Raw genomic sequence first — 16511 nt, 5'->3', positions numbered from 1 at the left:
TTTTAATTGTTATTGTGGGATGGGCGTCCCGCCCGTCCTTTTTGGACGGGCGGGACGCCCATCCCACTTTCAAGAGTCGAAGTTATTTAATTCTCATTCCTTAGGAATAGAGATGTGTAGCGCTTTTTCGCTCGTGCTTTTCATGACCCCGTTGAGCTCTTTAACAATGGCGAAAGTATTGTTAGGCGTTGCAGAATCATCGTATGAAAATAGAGAAGTTGGAAATTCCGAAGATGTTCTGACGCGCTTGTTTCATTTTTTGCAGATTGACTCGTTCATACCATAAATCAGCAACGCCACTCTGGCGTTAGTTGGGGCATTGTTCCAGTAAATGTAGGTTAGGTAGGTTACGAGGGTCGATCGCCTGCATCACTCGCCACAGTTGCATCGGGTGCTGCCGATTCTAGCTCTGGTGGCAGATGATTGGTGATGAAGGAACTCCAATGAGCTATCCCACCTGAATCAAATTCCATCTGCAAAATAGACGCATTCGGTACTGGAAATCCTCGCGAAAATCCCAAAAGCCGAGTCATCGCAACGGCATCAATTACCGTTGGGTTAGCCAAAATCTGCCACAGCATTGCTTTGATAAAAAATCCATGTGAAAAGACAACTACAAAACCGGATTGTTGTTGCAACTGGTTTAGGAAAGTTCGGACTCGTTCCATCAGTTGAACCAACGATTCGGCGTTGGTTCCATCGACATACTCAGGGTCGCAGCGGTCCCAGTAAGCTTTGCTCAGAGGTTTGCGATCCAGGATTGTGGTTGGTCGATCGAACTGTAGGCCCAGATAGGTAAACTCCTGAACTTGCCAAACCTCAACGGGTGTATGTGGAAATTGTTCAATCAATGGTTGAGCAGTGAGTTGTGTTCTGAGATAAGGTGAAGTCACAATCAAGTCAGGAGTTTGTTTAACGGCGGTTGGAATACATCTTGATTGTCGATCGCCCAATTCACTTAAGGCATTTTCATGGGGCCCAATAGTTGCCAACCCTGCATTGGATTGACTTTGACCATGACGAATAATCCAGATAGACACGGTTTGATATTCCCTCTCATTTAGGGTAAAAATCACTTCTAGGGTGTTGCTGACTCACGGGAGCAAAATAGATAAGTTGGAAACTCCGAAGATGTTCTGACGCGCTTGTTTCATTTTTGGCAGATTGAGTTTTTCATACCATAAATCAGCAATGCCGATTGTTAAAATTGGCAGGGTTAAATAAATCACTTGAGACGATTCAATTGGTCGATCGCGTTGCTCAATAACTTGTCTAAAAAAGTTTGATTAGTCATTAGTTAACAGCGAAAAACTAATAACTAATGACCAATGACTAATTAATCTAAGAAGCCCATTAATGTTGAGCTATCGTCAATTTCGTTTGAGGCAATGGGGCGGTTTCCTCCCATTGTGGAGTAAACTTCATCAATGTGAAGAGTGCTGATGGCAATAGGGCGAGCACCGGACATACTGAACATTTCACTGACTTGCATGGCGCTGGAACCGATCGGGCGATTGCCGATTGTAGCAACCACTTCAAAGTCGCTGGATTCGACTGGGCGATTGCCTACAATGCCGTAGGTTTCGCTCAGGTGCAGGGTGCTAATGCCGATCGGGCGATTCCCCGACATCGAGACGGTCTCGCTGATGGTAAAATCGTCTGGGCCGACGGGGCGGTTGTCATGCATGAGTTGCGGCCGATAAAGTTGAATTCCTGTGGCTTTGGCATCCGTGGGTTCTGTCGGTTGGCTTTTGGAACTGCCTTTGCCGCGGCGGGCGATCGCTTTGCCTTTGCCTGTACCTGTGCTGCGCGTATCCATAATTCTTTTCCTCGCTTATTGCTGTTGATTGCTGGGTTCGGACAACTGCTTTTCTGGACTTTCTGCTTGCTATTTCGGCCGATGATTAAAATAATATTACAAAGTCTAACTATTTTTTTAACGAAATTGCAGAATCTCTGCATTTTTGTTAAGATTTATGGGTAATAGCTACATTTTCCTATGGTAACTGCGGCAGCATCTTTTCAATTGCAAGCGCCCTTCCAGCCCACAGGCGACCAACCGCTAGCGATCGAGCAACTTGTCAAAGGCATCGAAGCGGGCGATCGATTTCAAACCTTACTCGGTGCCACAGGTACGGGCAAAACCTTCTCCATTGCCTCGGTGATTGAAAAAGTCGGCAGACCCACCTTAGTCCTAGCACACAACAAAACCCTGGCAGCTCAACTGTGCAACGAACTGCGAAATTTTTTCCCGAACAATGCAGTCGAATACTTTGTCAGTTATTACGACTACTACCAACCTGAAGCATACATCGCCGTCACCGATACTTTCATTGAGAAAACGGCAGCAATTAACGACGAGATAGATATGCTGCGGCACTCCGCCACGCGATCGCTCTTTGAACGCCGCGACGTGATTGTAGTTGCTTCAATTAGCTGCATCTACGGTTTGGGAATGCCCGCAGAATACCTGAAAGCTGCTATTCCTTTGCAAGTAGGAATGGAAGTCAACCAGCGGCAAGTTTTGCGTGATTTAGTCAACGTCCAATACAGCCGCAACGATATAGATTTAGGCAGAGGCAAATTTCGCGTCAAAGGCGATGTTTTGGAAATTGGCCCCGCTTACGAAGATAGAATTATTCGCGTTGAATTCTTCGGCGACGAAATCGATGCCATTCGCTACGTTGACCCCGTAACAGGTAAAATCCTGCAAAGTTCAACGGCTTTAAATATCTATCCAGCCCGCCACTTTGTCACGGCAGAAGATAAATTAGAGGCAGCTTGCCAAGGAATAGAACTCGAATTAGAAGACCGACTGGCAGAATTTGAAAAACAGGGTAAACTCTTAGAAGCTCAGCGGTTGGAACAGCGCACGCGCTACGATTTGGAAATGCTGCGCGAGGTAGGTTACTGCAACGGAGTCGAGAATTATTCGCGACATTTAGCAGGAAGAAATGCCGGGGAACCGCCAGAATGTTTGATTGATTATTTCCCGAAAGATTGGATGTTGGTGATAGATGAATCTCACGTCACTGTGCCGCAAATTCGGGGGATGTACAACGGCGACCAAGCGCGCAAAAAAGTATTGATCGAACACGGTTTTCGATTGCCCAGCGCTGCCGATAACCGCCCTTTAAAAGCAGAGGAATTCTGGGCAAAAGAGAATCAGTGCATCTTTGTCTCTGCTACTCCTGGGGATTGGGAAATGGAAATATCTGAAGGCAGAGTTGCAGAGCAAGTAATTCGCCCTACCGGAGTAATAGATCCGACTATTTTCGTGCGCCCGACGGAAGGACAAATTGATGATTTGTTGGGGGAAATTAAGGAGAGAGTAAGTCGGGACGAGCGAGTTTTGGTGACGACTTTAACCAAGCGGATGGCGGAAGATTTAACCGAGTATTTGCAGGAAAGGGGAATTAGAGTGCGGTATTTGCACTCGGAAATTCAGTCGATTCAACGCATCGAAATTATCCAAGATTTGCAGGATGGTAAGTTTGATGTATTGATTGGTGTTAACTTGCTGCGGGAAGGTTTGGATTTGCCCGAAGTTTCGCTGGTGGTAATTTTGGATGCGGATAAAGAGGGGTTTTTGCGATCGGGACGTTCGTTGATTCAAACGATTGGAAGGGCGGCGCGGCACGTTCAGGGACAGGCTATTTTGTACGCAGATAATTTGACGGATAGTATGGTTAAGGCGATCGACGAAACGGATCGACGCCGGGGGATTCAGCTAGCGTACAATAAGATGCACGGGATTACGCCGCAGCCGATCGCGAAAAAGCGATCTAGTAATGCGATTTTGGCATTTTTGGATGTGTCGCGCAAGCTGAATTCTCAGCAGTTGGAGGAGGTTTACGAACAGGTAAATGAGTTATCTTTGGATGAGATTCCTCAGTTAATCGGGCGGTTGGAAGCGCAGATGAAGGCGGCGGCTAAGAAGTTGGAGTTTGAGGAGGCGGGTAAATTGCGCGATCGGATTAAGCATTTGCGGGATAAGCTATTGGGACATTAAGGAAGAGTGGGAGGATATGATGTTCGATCGCATTACCTTCGATCCAAAAATTATGGGAGGAAGAGCTTGCATTCGAGGAATGCGAATTACTGTTTCTTTGGTAGTGAGTTTAGTAGCAAATGGGATGAGTGTAGAGGAAATTTTGGCAGCTTATCCTTATTTGGAAGCTGAGGATATTAAAGCTAGTCTCCAGTATCAACTCTCAACCTCAATGCTATGAATGCACCCACTCGTTTAGAGTTTCCCATTGCTAAGGCGCAATATCTCTTCAGCAGTGCCACGGAAGCAGGAGTAGGCGGAGATAAGCAGAAATTCTGGCGGGAGGTGATGGGGTTTGAGTCACCGGAGGCGATTCGAGACGCAATTATAGCCCAAATCTCGCTAGAATTGTTACAGCCAGTCGGACAGAATGACTATGGAGAACGCTACCAAGCTATTATTTTAGTTACAGGGCGATCGGGAGTATCTTGGCAAATCCGTACAGGTTGGATTGTTGTATTTGGTGAAGATATTGCTAGATTTGTTACCGCATTTCCTCAACGCTTTGGGAGACAGGAATGAGCAAATTTCAGTTATTGGATGCAGTGACTTTAACCGAAGCAGTCGCCCTCGCTGATGGCGAGATTGCACCGCCACAAACAGCCGGGACAATTGTTGAGGTTTTCAAGAATGGTGAAGCTTATTTAGTAGAATTATTTGGCGGATGGGTTAAAGCGGAAGTTGGCGGGGATTTTGTGCCTGCAACTGAGGATGAACCGGGAGCATTTATGGAAACGATTGGTGTTGAAACAGTTTATCCGCATCAGTTGCAATTACTAAAATCTGCAGACTAAATCATGGGGATTCGAGAGCATTTACTGTCGGTTTTAAATAATTTACCTGACGAGTTAGTGGCTGAAGTCTGCGACTTTGCGGAGTTTTTGCAGGAAAAACAGCAAAAAGTGCGATCGTATTAGGTAGCTGACTCACAAATTTTCTCTACCTTTTTATTGCCAAGGTCGATCGGGTTTGTTTCTTTAATCCGCCACGCAGCATAGGCTAGAACTTCTTTAAAGTCTTCTTCTTCAAGTTCTGGATAAGTTTGGCGTATTTCTGCTGTGGAATAGTGAGACGCCATCATTGAGATGATAGTTTCAACAGTTATGGGTAAGTGGCGAATGCAAGGTTTTCCCGCCATGAATTGTGAATCGGAGGTAATTCTAGTAAATTGCTGGATATCTTCTTGGCTATTCGTTGCACTTTGATTGTCCTGAATTACCATTCCAAGTCCCGGTATATAGCGCACGGGTTGACCAAGTTTCATCGGGTCTACATCTCCCCAATCATAGGGAGGAATTTCATTATCGATTAGGTAAAGTTGACGCCAAGGCGATTTTGCCAATCCTGCCTCGGAAATGTCAGGAAAAAATATTAGCACTTCTGCGATGCCAACGGGAAAACCATTGAGTTTGCTCAAGCCATCTATAATGGCGGCTAGGACGGATAAGTCTAGGTGGTTGAGGTTTTCGGCTTTTTCGATCAGTTGGTATACGGTTTCAGGATTGAGTGTTTCGCCGACAGCTTCGACTAAGTTTTCGGGGGTGAAACCTCGACATTTCAAGTATTCGGCTAGTTGTAAGCGAATTGTACTCATGGGTTTAGTTGAGAAAGATTTTAGGGTGAAGTGCGATCGCCCTTTACCATTGTCCTATTTTTTGGATGGGAAGGGCGATCGCGACACAGCAGATGCAGCGATCGCATTCTTGAGCAAGATTAGATTATTAAATTTCTTAATGTCGTGTCCTATTTGGTCTAGAGCTTATTACTTTTGTGACCATTGCATTTAAAGCAGAGAAGTTGTAAATTATTCCAAGTGGTTAATCCCCCTTTACTAAAAGGGTGAATATGATCGGCTTTAAGTTCTTTAAAACCTTTGGGACCTCGAAACACTCTGGTGCAGAGAGGGCAAACATAACCTTTTAACTCGTTACTAAAGTGTAACCTAAAGTAAGCTTCTTTCCAGGATATAGGAAAGGTTCTGCTCCTAGGGTCGCATGACTGTAGCCCTGCTGGAAGATCAAACAGCATTTAATATTTATTACTTCATCAACTTCAAAATGGTTCTTGCGATTTCAGTAGCAGCATCACACTGTTCTTTTTGTCCTCTTTTCCCACCCCAACTTCCTTTAGCTTCAGGATATCCATCATAGGCTAGTATGGTTTTCCCTGTTTCTCTGGGTTTACGGATAAACTTGTTAATTAGATTCCACTGTTTCTCTGACACTTTGAGTGGACTTATATTTAATTCGACCGCTCCTGCAATAAATAAAGCAATCTGCTTGTATTTATCCACCCCTACACCAACCATTCCTCTAGATAAAATAATTTCCATCCACTCAGCAAATTTTTGAAAATAATCAACAGTTATAAGGTCTAAATTTGCAATTATGTTCGTGTGCGACTTTCCTTCAAATTCTTGATATTGAAGCTGATTGCAATAAATATCTAACGCATTCTCTGTCTGCCCTCCAAATGGCAATTTTAAATGTGAACCTCTTTTTAAAAGATTGTCAAGCGAAAGACGTTCAAGACAGACTAAATACCATAAGAACATCAAAGAAGGGGTTTGCCCTTTTGCTTTTTCTTTCCCTTCCCACCATTGATACCACATATCTTTGGCATCAGGATACTTATCCCAAGGATTTGAAAGCCCTTTATTTTGAGCTAACTCAAGCATCCGCTGTGATGGCTTCTTAATAGTCTCAATCTCGTCATTATCCTCCAATAGTGTTTCATCTATATCATTAGGGTCATCATGTATTCCGACTAAACGAATAAAAGTAACAGCTTTAGACTGGCTATAATATGCCAAGCGAATATCTTGACCAGAAAGAGGAGTTCCTCCCTCATTGATTCTTCGGAATATTTCCAGTTTGGTCTGTAAAGGTATACTTTTAGGAATATAAATTATGGTTAGTGGATAAGTATTAAATATTGTTTTTAATTTTTGACTTAATTGGCTAAACTTTCTTCCAGCATATAAAGCAGATAAAGGGGCTAAATATTCGATTGATGAATTATTGCTAATCGTGAATTTATCATCGGCAAATTGCCAGATGGTGTTCAGCCTTTGTTGCCCATCGATAACCTCGTTATTCCCATCTTCATCTTCCCCAAAAAAGAAAGCAGGAATCGTTAAATTATTCAAAAGAGACTCGATAAATAAAGATTTCTTTCGAGAGTCCCATTGCTCCGCATCTCTCTGATAGTCTGGGATGTATACTAGCCCATTTTTTAATCCTAAAACGACGGTTTGTATGCTTTCACTTTGGGTTCTTGTCTTATCTTGTACCAGGGGTGAAAATATTTTTTCACTCATAGAGTTACAAATCCCTAAATCAGTCATTGTTTCCCAGAATTATCTCACTTTTGCTCACTTAATGTATAAAAGTGTAATAAATTGTAACACCTAAGAGGTAGAGCGATGGCTACCCTCTTAACTCATGTACTCGTTGTCACTCTTGGGCTGTAACGCCGATCGCCCAAAACACACCCAAACCAACTACTTGCCTAATACCGCAGCATCCGTACTGCTAGCAAAAGCCAAACGACTCAATTCCTCCTTCTCTTCCAGGGTGATGTAACCCTTATCTACAGCTAGCTGCATCACTTCCTGAAGAAAACCTCTGAGCACATCTAATACGTGAGTGCGATCGCATTCAAAAACCTTTTCCCAGCCAGAAGTTTCAAACTTCGTCAAATAAAACTTACGCAGGGGAACTCAGAAACCGGGTTTTTTGAGATAAAACTTCGTTACAGCCCGCAGATTCAGTAAAAAACCCGGTTTCTTGGGCGGAGTGCGTAAGTTCTGTTTATGTAATTTTCGCATATTAAAGTGGTAAGTTGGGCTTCGTTACCTCAACCCAACCTACTGATAAACTTACGGTGTCGGATTCGGATACTTAGCGTGCACCGCATTGATTTCCGCTATAATCTCCCGATCCAAATTCACCTCCAAACTACCGATATTTTCCTCCAACTGTTCGAGACTGGTTGCACCGATAATAGTGCTAGTTACAAACCAGCGCGATCGCACATACGCCAAAGCCATCTGCGCCGGACTTATCCCATATTTACCCGCAATCTCAACATACGCTTTCACCGCATCATTCAGATTAGTTTTATCGTAACGCTGACCAAATCCAGCGAATAAAGCCAACCTCGAATTTTCGGGAATTCCATTCAAGTATTTCCCCGTTAACAGCCCAAATCCCAAAGGACTATAAGCCATCAATCCGACATTTTTAAAACGGCAAGTTTCTGCTAAATTTAGGTGAAATGTCCGATTGCTCAAACTGAAAGCATTCTGAATCGAAACAACTTTCGGCAAGCCGTGTTTTTCAGCCAACGCACAAAACTCGCAAACTCCCCAAGGCGTCTCGTTACTCAAACCCAAATAGCGGATTTTGCCAGCTTTAATTAAGTCAGCAAATACCTCTAACTGTTCCAAAATCGGGACAGTTTCGTGTTCTTGGGCGATGTCGTAATCCGGCGCGCCAAATAAGGGGACGTAGCGATCGGGCCAGTGGATCTGATAGAGGTCAATGTAGTCAGTTTGCAAGCGCTTCAGGCTGTCATTCAGGGCTTTTTCGACATTTGGGCGATCGATCTGATTTTTCCCTTCCCGAATCCACTTTAATCGAGTGCTTCTGCCCGCAACTTTAGTCGCTATAATGACTTTATCCCGCTGCTGTTTCGCCAACCACTCGCCGATATATTCCTCTGTTTTCCCCTGAGTTTCCGCCTTTCCAGGGACAGGATACATTTCTGCCGTATCGATAAAGTTGATTCCTCTATCGATCGCCAAATCGAGCTGTTCGGCCGCTTCTGCAACCGTGTTCTGCTGGCCGTAAGTCATCGTACCCAAACAGATTTCAGATACTGATAAATCGCTGTCGCCGAGTTTTTTGTATTGCATGATTTCGCTTGCTGGAAAATTATATGATTCTATATTACAGAAAAACCTAGATTTAATTGACAACTCCAGAAAAGTGCGCGAGGCTTTCTCCTCTCTTCCTCTTTTCCTCTGCGCTCTCTGCGCCCTCTGCGGTAAAAAAGAAATTAAAAGATATCCGCACCTAAATGTTAATATAAATAATTCGTATCCCTCTGATGTATGAGTAACCGCCAGCCCAAAGTTCCCTTTGTAAATCTCTCCCTGCAACACCAACCAATCCAATCCCAAATAGCAGAAGCTATGGGAAAAATAATCCAGCAAGGAGACTTTATTTTAGGCCAAGCAGTCGCCGAATTTGAAACAGCATTTGCAGCAGCTTCTGGAGTAAAATACGGCGTAGGAGTGGCTTGTGGAACAGATGCGATCGCTCTGGGACTCCAAGCTTGTGGCATTAATCCGGGCGACGAAATTATCATACCCGCTAACACTTTTATTGCCACCGCGATCGCCGTCCTCCAAGCCAAAGCTATACCTATTCTCGTAGATTGCGACCCGGAAACCGCCCTGATTGACCTCACAGCAGCCGAAAGAGCAGTTACCTCGAAAACTAAAGCAATTATCCCCGTACACCTCTACGGTCAAATGGTATCGCCTCGGCAGCTTTTAGATTTTGCGAACCGCCACGATTTAATCATATTTGAAGATGCCGCCCAAGCGCATCTAGCTTCCAGAGAAGGATACCGCGCGGGCTCCATTGGGAAAGCAGCAGCCTTCAGCTTTTATCCCAGTAAAAACCTCGGTGCTTTTGGCGACGGCGGGATGTTAATTACTAACGATGCAGAGCTCGCAGAAAAAATGCGAACTCTCCGTAATTACGGAGCACCCAGCAAATATTTGCACACAGAAATTGGCACCAACAGCCGCCTCGACAATTTGCAAGCGGCCGTACTCAACGTTAAATTACCTTACTTAGAAAAATGGAATCGCGATCGCGCCGCCGCCGCCCAACACTACAATACTCTACTAGAACCCCTGAAACACAAAGGCATTGTACCCATCGCCAACCACAGCAGCAGCGGTCACATTTATCACCTCTATGTTATCCAAATTACTGAGGAAAGCTCGTTAGCGAAGCCCTCGAAGAGGATCGACCGCAACACCCTTCAGGAAAGACTCGCCCAACACGGCATTGAAACAGGTATACACTATCCCGTACCTTGTCACCTGCAACCCGCCTACCAAAACTTAGGCAATCGCGGCGACTTCCCCCACGCAGAAACCCTGTGCCAACAAATTTTATCATTGCCAATGTATCCCGGATTGAGCAATACTCAGATCGAGCAAGTTGTTCGGGCGATCGTACTATCATTGAATTGCTAATTGTTCCTCAAACTAATGCTACAGGTGATTCAAGCAGTAAGGTGCGGTTCTCAAAGCGTTTTTGTGGGGAATTAACCAATCTTTAATATCATTTACTGTTGCATCGGTATGGTTCAAATCTCCAAACAGTCAGGTATCCCCAAAGCATAATTTTAGTCAACTGTCAACTGTCAACTGTCAACTGTCAACTGTCAACTGTCAACTGTCAACCATCATGAGGAGTGCAACCGGAATTAATATAACTGACAGTTCAAAACCGCAAAGCGTTGCGAATCCAGCGCGGCAATCTCAAAACTTCTCAAACCATGCACATCCAGCGCAAAATTCGCATTGTTTTCAAGCGATACCTCCTGGGAGAAAGTATCACGGTGCTCCTAGTGCTGCTGTACGCCCCCCTGCTAGTACATTGGTACGACGGCTGGCTGAACAAAAGCATCAGCATCGAACACGAATATTTCAGCCACGGACTAATTGGTTTGCCCTACGCAGCTTATATTGCTTGGATGAACCGAAAGTGCTGGCGCAGCTTGCCCAACTCACCGCATCCTTTGGGAGGCTTTTTGCTGGTACTAGCCACACTTTTTTATCTGAGTCGCTTGAGCGATTTAGTAAATTTATCCCTGCCCTTAATGCTGGCCAGCATTTGCTTATCTTTAAAAGGAATTCCCGGCTTGCAATTGCAGGCGATGCCGCTTTTTTTCGTATTTCTGGCCTCGCCAAACCACATTCCTTACCTTATAGAACCCTACGCCTTGCCCTTACAGCAATTCATTGCTGAAGCATCAGGCTGGATATTAATTAAGGTTGGTATCAACGTGAGAGTGGAAGAAATTTATCTGTACGTAAACGAGCGCATTGTAGAAGTTGCTCCACACTGTGCAGGCTTGAAAATGCTGTTTACCAGTCTTTATGTCAGCTTAATTCTGCTGAATTGGACGGGAGTTTGGATGTCTCGAAAAAAAAGCATTTTGTTTTTAGTGATTACATCAATTATTAGCATCACTTCCAACATTTTTCGCAATACCTTGCTAACTTACTTTCACGGAACCAACAGAGAGGCGCTTTTTACTTGGCTACACGCCGGATGGGGCGGAGATTTGTATTCTGCTTGTATACTAGGGTTATTGGTACTTCTCCTCAACGGGATGGAAAAGTATTTCCCAAATCAGTCTGGCAATTAATGAAACAGATGATTTCAGCACAGAAACTACTGCGGCGGTATCAATTATCTAAAATTATGGTACTGGTGTTTTTGCTGGTATTGGTTGGGGCTGTAGCAATTCCCGGCTACGCTACCGGAAGATGGCCTTGGACAAACCCGCCAACCCTTGCCAACCTCAAGCAATTAAGAAGTGTGCGCCAAAACGGGATAAAAATTCCTGGGTGGCAGGTTATAGGCGTTCAGAATAACGTCCAAATTGGCGCTCACAGATGGTTAGTTCAAGAAATTAAAAAGGATCGAACAATTGCCATTTTATTGCTGTTGCCTCAAAATTACCCCAAAAACCAGCCCCAAGTGGAATGGCTAGATATTGATGGATTTCATCGGTGGCAAACCGATTCTCATCGCACTTTGAGGTTTACAGTTAAATTAGCACCAATACCCGACCAGCCACCGCCTACTGTCGAGGCGAGGTTTTTCCGAAGCTGGACTCCCCAACAAACTTTTGCTGTCGTGCAGTGGTACGCTTGGCCTAACGGGGGTTCTCCAGCAACCAGTCGCTGGTTTTGGGAAGACAGCATTGCTAGACTGTCGAACCGCCGCGCCTCTTGGGTTGCTGTCAGTATCATCCTTCCCATTCAACCGCAGGGCGACATTAAGATAGCTCAACCATTGCTCGAATCTCTTGCCGAAAGTGTTCAGGCTAAATTAATTACAGAAACTTTTCGCTTTCAGTAAGCAGGTAGGTGCAAATAAATCGGCCTAGGGGGTGGGCGGCTTTTGCCAAAATCAACTGCTTCCTAGTAAATATCCGGATTCAACTCGCCCCTAAAATATCTTATTGTTTTTTATCGTCGCTCTATTTAAATGAAACTTACAAATCAGGTCATTATTCAAAATAATACTTTTTTAAATCCTCTGAAAATGCGGGGAAAATCCACTATTAAAAATCGCCTCGCTCTTTCCTTGGCAGGCCTGCATTCAACGGCTTGGACTCTATCTTTTGCTGCTGTATTCTGGGGTTTTAATAGCAAAAATTTTTCGGAAACGGCTTTAGCTCAATCTGTTGTTCCTGGTTCCGAGCGACTTGTGGCGCCACCGCCATTGCCTGTACCGCCACCGCCGCCTGCTAATTTCAACCGGGATATTAACCCAGCTTTTCGGAATCGGCCCTACCGCCTGGGCCCGGGAGACCAGATTTCTGTTCAAGTTCAGCGCTTCCCAGAGCTAGGTTTTACAGGTGCAATCAGCCCTGAAGGGGTAATTGTACTGCCGCTAATCGGAACAGTAAATGTGCGCGGTCTTACTGTCGAAGAATCACAGCAGCGCCTCCGGGAGCGCTTTGGCCAATTTATCAAAAATCCTCAAGTCTCGGCTGCTTTGCTGGTTCAGCGCCCCGTAGTGGTGACGGTGACGGGGGAGGTTGCCAGACCGGGTTTTTATCTGCTGCAAACCCCCCAGCTTCCTGCGGCTCTGGCGGCGGCTGCTGGGACTAATCCTACGGCCCAACTGCGGGCGGTGCGGGTGCGGCGGACTCTGCCGTCCGGTGCTGTCGCGGAGCAAGTTGTTGATATTTTGACACCGTTGCAAACTGGTATTGCTCCGCCGGATTTGCGTTTGGAAGATGGAGATGCGATCGTCGTACCGTATAAACAGGTTACGCCCGATCGCAAATCCGATCAAGATTTAGCATCCAGGTACAGCCTCGCTGCTGCTGCTGTCCCCGTCCAAATCACTGTCACCGGAGAAGTCAGCAAACCTGGTTTTTACACGCTTCCGGCGGGTTCTGGTCGAATTTCGGCTGCTTTGGTGCTTGCGGGGGGAGTCACGGGAAAAGCCGATTTGCGGGAGGTGCGAGTGCGGCGGACGCTGATGGACGGCTCGTCGGTGGAGGAACCAATCGACCTCTACACTCCCCTAGCAAAGGGTAACGATTTGTTCGATTTTCCTTTGGCATCGGGAGATGTGATTGTCATCCCGGAATTGGACGCTAGTACGAAAAACCTAGACTACGATAAAGCTCTGGTTTCGCGGTCTACCCTGATTAAGCCCAGGATCTACGTTCGAGTTTTGAGTTACGCTAGTGGTGGTTTGACCTCGTTCTACGTTGAAAATGGCAGCAGGTTTTTGGATGCTCTCAACAACTTGCCTGTTAATCTTGCTGACTTGCGGAAAATAGCCCTGATTCGGTTCGACGAAAAGCAAGGTAGAACAATCAACCGTTCGATAGATGCTAAAGCTGCTTTGGAGGGCAATGTTTCTCAGAACCCGATGCTCGAAGATAATGATGTGATTGTGATTGGTAGGAATCTGGTAGAGCGCATTGGTTATGTACTCAACACTTTTACTCGACCATTTCGCGATACTTTGGGATTTATTCTGTTCTTTGAGCAGTTGAGAAATGGGGTAACAGATTTGTTCGGGCCATCACGTAATTAGAGGTAGTCATACTATTTTTGATTTTCGATTTTCGATTTGAGATGGGGAATGACTTATGCAATATGGGTTTAGATCGCAGGTAGAAAATTCTAAGGTTTTTGGAAATGGGTATCATTTGTCAGCAATCATTAGTGATCGTTAACAATTAGCAATATAAAATCTAAAATCTAAAATCTAAAATCGTCATGACTTTATCCGTTGTTAAACGTTATTTAATTGCTTTCGACCAATACAAGTGGGTGGGACTGGCTACTCTCGCGGTGACTGTGGGCGTGTCGGGAGTAGTGGCTCTGCAGCCAAAGGCGGCGCCAGTTTACGTAACAATAGGTACGCTGGCCTACGACAGACCGAGCGTGATTTTTTCATCTACTACTACTAAAATTCAACAGGAAGGACAAGAAATAACTAAAGATATGCTGCTGAATAAAATGGTGGTTGAACCAGCAGCAAAAAAACTCATCAAAGCCGAAAAAAAAATCAGCCAAAAAGAAGAGGAAACAGAAGTAGAAGTTTTGACGGACAAGCTGGTAAAAGACGTGCAGATCAAGATGCCCAGTAAGAATAATGACCCCAGCGCTTTGATTCAAGTATTGTACAAAAATGCCGATCGCCCAAAAGCAGAAGCGGTAGTAAAGACGCTGATGTACGAAATGGTGGAACACAGCAAAAGTATTAATAGTTCTAGACTGCGTGACACGATCGCCCAAATTAACAAGCGTTTGCCGAAAGTAACTCAGGAACTCAGAGAGACGGAAGCCAAACTTGAAGCCTACGAAAAACGAGAAGGAACTTCAATTTTAGCAGCTCAGAGCGGTGCTTTGCCGCTAGCGATTACCAGCAACCAACAGCAGCAGCGGCAACTCCGCGTGCAGTTGGGAGGAATTGAAGCTCAAATTAACAGTTTGCAGGCTCGCTTGGGATTGAATGTGGAGCAAGCTTACGTCGCTCAAGCACTCTCTGCCGATCCAATTATTGCCCAACTGCGAGTGCAATTGTTTTCGATCGAATCTCAGCTCAAAATTCTCCGCAGCGACTTGCAGGAGGAACACCCGAAAATTGTAGAATTGCTCAAACAAAAACAAGCTTTTGAGCAGCAGTTGCAGCAGCGGCAATCAGAGGTACTCGGCGGTAACGGGGTGGCGGCCCCGCTCAGAAGTGCCGATCGAATTCGCGTAGACTCTTCTTTAGATCCGGCCAGACAGCAGTTAGCTCAAACTTTGATTGCTTTGCAAACGCAGCGGGATACGCTGCAACAGCAACTCCAAGGAATCGAGAAAACTGAACAGCTATTGCGTCGGGAACACGCGACAATCCCCAACAAGCAGTTAGAACAAGCGCGGTTAGCCCAGCAAGTTGCGTTCAAAAAAGCTCTCTACGACAAGATGCAGTCGGCTTTGGTAGATGCTGAGGCGGCGGTAGTTGAGACAACGGGGAGTTTGAGAATAGCCCAATTGCCACAAACTGATGGCGTTGAGTCAAACAAGAGAGGTTTGCCCGTGATGCTGGCGGTGGGAGGATTTGTGGGATTGCTGCTGGGCGGGGGGTTGATATTTTTGTTGGGGATGCTCAACGGCAAGTTTTACAGTTGGGAAGAAGTGCGGGCGGCTTTGGTGGAAAAAGAAGTGCCGATACTGGGAGTTTTGCCGGAAGTGACGGTGTTTGATTCTTACGGCGATGAAATAATGCCTCTGGCCCTGGAGGCAAATTCTCCCTATTTGGAATTTTACGAGCGGTTGCGTACTAATTTGCGCCGGATCGGGAACAAACCGGTGAAGGTGGTGTTGCTGACTTCGGCGGCGCCTTTGGAGGGGAAAAGTTTTAGTGCTTACAATTTGGCAATTGCATCGGCTCGATCGGGTAAACGGACTTTGTTAATTGAAGCAGATTTGCGATCGGCTTCTAACGTTGAATCTTTGAAAATTTCTGCTGATCCTCTGGCGACGGTGGAACCTTTGCACTATTACGGCAATATTAGCGAGTGCGTTCTTTTGGTTCCAGAGGTAGAGAACCTATACGTCGTGCCGAGTCCCGGCTTTTTGCGGCAAGCCTCCGCCGTACTAGAATCAAGCGAAATGCGGAGATTGTTTGAGGATGTTCGCAACCGCTTTGATTTTGTGGTTGTGGATTCTCCGGCTTTGAGCGAGTGCAACGACGCGCTGACGCTGGAACCGTACACGGACGGTATGATTTTGGTGGCGCGGCCTGGTTACACTTTGTCTAGTATGTTGTCTGAGGCTGCAGATCAGTTGCTGGAATCTGAGGAGGAGGAGTCGCATAAATCTGGGCCGCGGCTGTTGGGAGCTATTATTAACGGTGCTGATATTCCGGTGAAGTTCCGCAATGATATTGATATTGATGAATGGGAGTTGCCTTTGAGTGCGATCGGCGATCGGGCGATCGAAGTGCGATCGAGGCAATTACCACAGCAGTCAAAGCCTAAAAACAAGGCTATTAATAGTAAATTGAGGTAATTTATCTGGCTTGATTATTGTAAAGCAATCCTCAAGCAAATGTGAATGTTTTGTAGGTGCAACCTAAGCAGCTTAAGCCGAAAGCACCGTTAACAGCCCGTCGATTTGAGA

Annotated in this window: 18 protein-coding genes; 11 read left to right on the top strand and 7 right to left on the bottom strand. The window is 45.5% G+C overall.

All coding sequences use genetic code 11. The annotated features are described in order from the left end of the window. A partial coding sequence (locus QUA16_RS07215) for a hypothetical protein (RefSeq protein WP_333181068.1) occupies window positions 1-286 on the top strand: 286 nt, incomplete at its 5' end. A 61-nt stretch (window positions 287-347) separates the two neighbouring features. Here the strand turns inward: QUA16_RS07215 and QUA16_RS07210 are convergent. Next, the gene (locus QUA16_RS07210) at window positions 348-1040 is read right to left on the bottom strand and encodes a histidine phosphatase family protein (RefSeq protein WP_333102427.1); all 693 of its coding nucleotides are present in this window, start codon (window positions 1038-1040) and stop codon (window positions 348-350) included. A 296-nt stretch (window positions 1041-1336) separates the two neighbouring features. Then, on the bottom strand, window positions 1337-1819 hold the full coding sequence (locus tag QUA16_RS07205; RefSeq protein ID WP_333102428.1) for a hypothetical protein: 483 nt from the start codon (window positions 1817-1819) through the stop codon (window positions 1337-1339). A 180-nt stretch (window positions 1820-1999) separates the two neighbouring features. Between QUA16_RS07205 and uvrB the strand changes: the two genes are divergently transcribed. Genes uvrB through QUA16_RS07180 form a run of 5 tightly spaced genes read left to right on the top strand, consistent with a single transcriptional unit; the run spans window position 2000 to window position 4968 of the window. Continuing rightward, window positions 2000-4012 carry an excinuclease ABC subunit UvrB gene (uvrB, locus tag QUA16_RS07200; RefSeq protein ID WP_333102430.1) on the top strand — a complete coding sequence of 671 codons (2013 nt, stop codon included), beginning with the start codon at window positions 2000-2002 and terminating at the stop codon, window positions 4010-4012. Window positions 4013-4028: 16 nt separating this feature from the next. Next, window positions 4029-4232, top strand: coding sequence for a DUF433 domain-containing protein (locus QUA16_RS07195; protein WP_333102431.1), 204 nt, complete (start codon window positions 4029-4031; stop codon window positions 4230-4232). Beyond that, a complete protein-coding gene (locus tag QUA16_RS07190; protein WP_333102432.1) occupies window positions 4229-4573 on the top strand; it encodes a DUF6883 domain-containing protein in 345 nt (114 codons plus the stop codon). Before QUA16_RS07195 ends, QUA16_RS07190 begins: the two co-directional genes overlap by 4 nt. After that, window positions 4570-4845, top strand: coding sequence for a DUF4926 domain-containing protein (locus QUA16_RS07185; RefSeq protein WP_333102433.1), 276 nt, complete (start codon window positions 4570-4572; stop codon window positions 4843-4845). Before QUA16_RS07190 ends, QUA16_RS07185 begins: the two co-directional genes overlap by 4 nt. 3 nt (window positions 4846-4848) lie before the next feature. After that, on the top strand, window positions 4849-4968 hold the full coding sequence (locus QUA16_RS07180; RefSeq protein ID WP_333102434.1) for a DUF2281 domain-containing protein: 120 nt from the start codon (window positions 4849-4851) through the stop codon (window positions 4966-4968). Here QUA16_RS07180 and QUA16_RS07175 read toward each other — a convergent pair. The 5 genes from QUA16_RS07175 to QUA16_RS07160 form a co-directional block, all read right to left on the bottom strand. Continuing rightward, on the bottom strand, window positions 4965-5645 hold the full coding sequence (locus tag QUA16_RS07175) for a DUF433 domain-containing protein (RefSeq protein ID WP_333102436.1): 681 nt from the start codon (window positions 5643-5645) through the stop codon (window positions 4965-4967). The genes QUA16_RS07180 and QUA16_RS07175 overlap by 4 nt on opposite strands. Before the next feature lie 158 nt (window positions 5646-5803). Then, window positions 5804-6079 carry an HNH endonuclease gene (locus QUA16_RS36875; RefSeq protein ID WP_445252148.1) on the bottom strand — a complete coding sequence of 92 codons (276 nt, stop codon included), beginning with the start codon at window positions 6077-6079 and terminating at the stop codon, window positions 5804-5806. A 10-nt stretch (window positions 6080-6089) separates the two neighbouring features. After that, on the bottom strand, window positions 6090-7397 hold the full coding sequence (locus tag QUA16_RS07170) for a DUF262 domain-containing protein (RefSeq protein WP_333102438.1): 1308 nt from the start codon (window positions 7395-7397) through the stop codon (window positions 6090-6092). A 156-nt stretch (window positions 7398-7553) separates the two neighbouring features. Further along, window positions 7554-7751 (bottom strand): hypothetical protein, encoded by a 198-nt coding sequence (locus QUA16_RS07165; RefSeq protein WP_333102439.1) that lies wholly within the window; start codon window positions 7749-7751, stop codon window positions 7554-7556. A gap of 180 nt (window positions 7752-7931) precedes the next feature. Next, window positions 7932-8969 (bottom strand): NADP(H)-dependent aldo-keto reductase, encoded by a 1038-nt coding sequence (locus QUA16_RS07160; RefSeq protein ID WP_333102440.1) that lies wholly within the window; start codon window positions 8967-8969, stop codon window positions 7932-7934. 198 nt (window positions 8970-9167) lie between these two features. On the opposite strand from QUA16_RS07160, the gene QUA16_RS07155 reads away from it, so the two are divergent. The 5 genes from QUA16_RS07155 (at window position 9168) to QUA16_RS07135 (ending at window position 16400) form a co-directional block, all read left to right on the top strand. Then, window positions 9168-10328: a DegT/DnrJ/EryC1/StrS family aminotransferase gene (locus QUA16_RS07155; RefSeq protein WP_333102441.1), complete on the top strand. Its 1161-nt coding sequence runs from the start codon at window positions 9168-9170 to the stop codon at window positions 10326-10328. Window positions 10329-10633: 305 nt separating this feature from the next. Further along, a complete protein-coding gene (crtB, locus tag QUA16_RS07150; RefSeq protein WP_333102508.1) occupies window positions 10634-11509 on the top strand; it encodes a cyanoexosortase B in 876 nt (291 codons plus the stop codon). Continuing rightward, complete coding sequence (locus tag QUA16_RS07145) at window positions 11509-12228, top strand: cyanoexosortase B system-associated protein (protein ID WP_333181067.1); 720 nt, start codon at window positions 11509-11511, stop codon at window positions 12226-12228. The genes crtB and QUA16_RS07145 overlap by 1 nt, the downstream gene beginning before the upstream one ends. A gap of 129 nt (window positions 12229-12357) precedes the next feature. Further along, window positions 12358-13929: a polysaccharide biosynthesis/export family protein gene (locus tag QUA16_RS07140; RefSeq protein ID WP_333102445.1), complete on the top strand. Its 1572-nt coding sequence runs from the start codon at window positions 12358-12360 to the stop codon at window positions 13927-13929. Between the two features lie 185 nt (window positions 13930-14114). After that, on the top strand, window positions 14115-16400 hold the full coding sequence (locus tag QUA16_RS07135) for an AAA family ATPase (RefSeq protein WP_333102447.1): 2286 nt from the start codon (window positions 14115-14117) through the stop codon (window positions 16398-16400). Window positions 16401-16511: the final 111 nt, after the last annotated feature.

This window comes from Microcoleus sp. S13_C3 (assembly GCF_036700905.1).
Taxonomy (GTDB): domain Bacteria; phylum Cyanobacteriota; class Cyanobacteriia; order Cyanobacteriales; family Microcoleaceae; genus Microcoleus.
This window is presented reverse-complemented; position numbering and strand designations above follow the sequence as displayed.

Bases quoted from the DNA above. Each gene is read 5' to 3' on its own strand.
- QUA16_RS07170 (WP_333102438.1), bottom strand. From the start codon at position 7,397: ATGACTGATTTAGGGATTTGTAACTCTATGAGTGAAAAAATATTTTCA.
- QUA16_RS07155 (WP_333102441.1), top strand. From the start codon at position 9,168: ATGAGTAACCGCCAGCCCAAAGTTCCCTTTGTAAATCTCTCCCTGCAA.
- QUA16_RS07135 (WP_333102447.1), top strand. From the start codon at position 14,115: ATGACTTTATCCGTTGTTAAACGTTATTTAATTGCTTTCGACCAATAC.
- QUA16_RS07140 (WP_333102445.1), top strand. From the start codon at position 12,358: ATGAAACTTACAAATCAGGTCATTATTCAAAATAATACTTTTTTAAAT.
- QUA16_RS07190 (WP_333102432.1), top strand. From the start codon at position 4,229: ATGAATGCACCCACTCGTTTAGAGTTTCCCATTGCTAAGGCGCAATAT.
- QUA16_RS07205 (WP_333102428.1), bottom strand. From the start codon at position 1,819: ATGGATACGCGCAGCACAGGTACAGGCAAAGGCAAAGCGATCGCCCGC.
- uvrB (WP_333102430.1), top strand. From the start codon at position 2,000: ATGGTAACTGCGGCAGCATCTTTTCAATTGCAAGCGCCCTTCCAGCCC.
- QUA16_RS07175 (WP_333102436.1), bottom strand. From the start codon at position 5,645: ATGAGTACAATTCGCTTACAACTAGCCGAATACTTGAAATGTCGAGGT.
- QUA16_RS07195 (WP_333102431.1), top strand. From the start codon at position 4,029: ATGATGTTCGATCGCATTACCTTCGATCCAAAAATTATGGGAGGAAGA.
- QUA16_RS07145 (WP_333181067.1), top strand. From the start codon at position 11,509: ATGAAACAGATGATTTCAGCACAGAAACTACTGCGGCGGTATCAATTA.
- QUA16_RS07180 (WP_333102434.1), top strand. From the start codon at position 4,849: ATGGGGATTCGAGAGCATTTACTGTCGGTTTTAAATAATTTACCTGAC.
- QUA16_RS36875 (WP_445252148.1), bottom strand. From the start codon at position 6,079: ATGCTGTTTGATCTTCCAGCAGGGCTACAGTCATGCGACCCTAGGAGC.
- crtB (WP_333102508.1), top strand. From the start codon at position 10,634: ATGCACATCCAGCGCAAAATTCGCATTGTTTTCAAGCGATACCTCCTG.
- QUA16_RS07160 (WP_333102440.1), bottom strand. From the start codon at position 8,969: ATGCAATACAAAAAACTCGGCGACAGCGATTTATCAGTATCTGAAATC.
- QUA16_RS07185 (WP_333102433.1), top strand. From the start codon at position 4,570: ATGAGCAAATTTCAGTTATTGGATGCAGTGACTTTAACCGAAGCAGTC.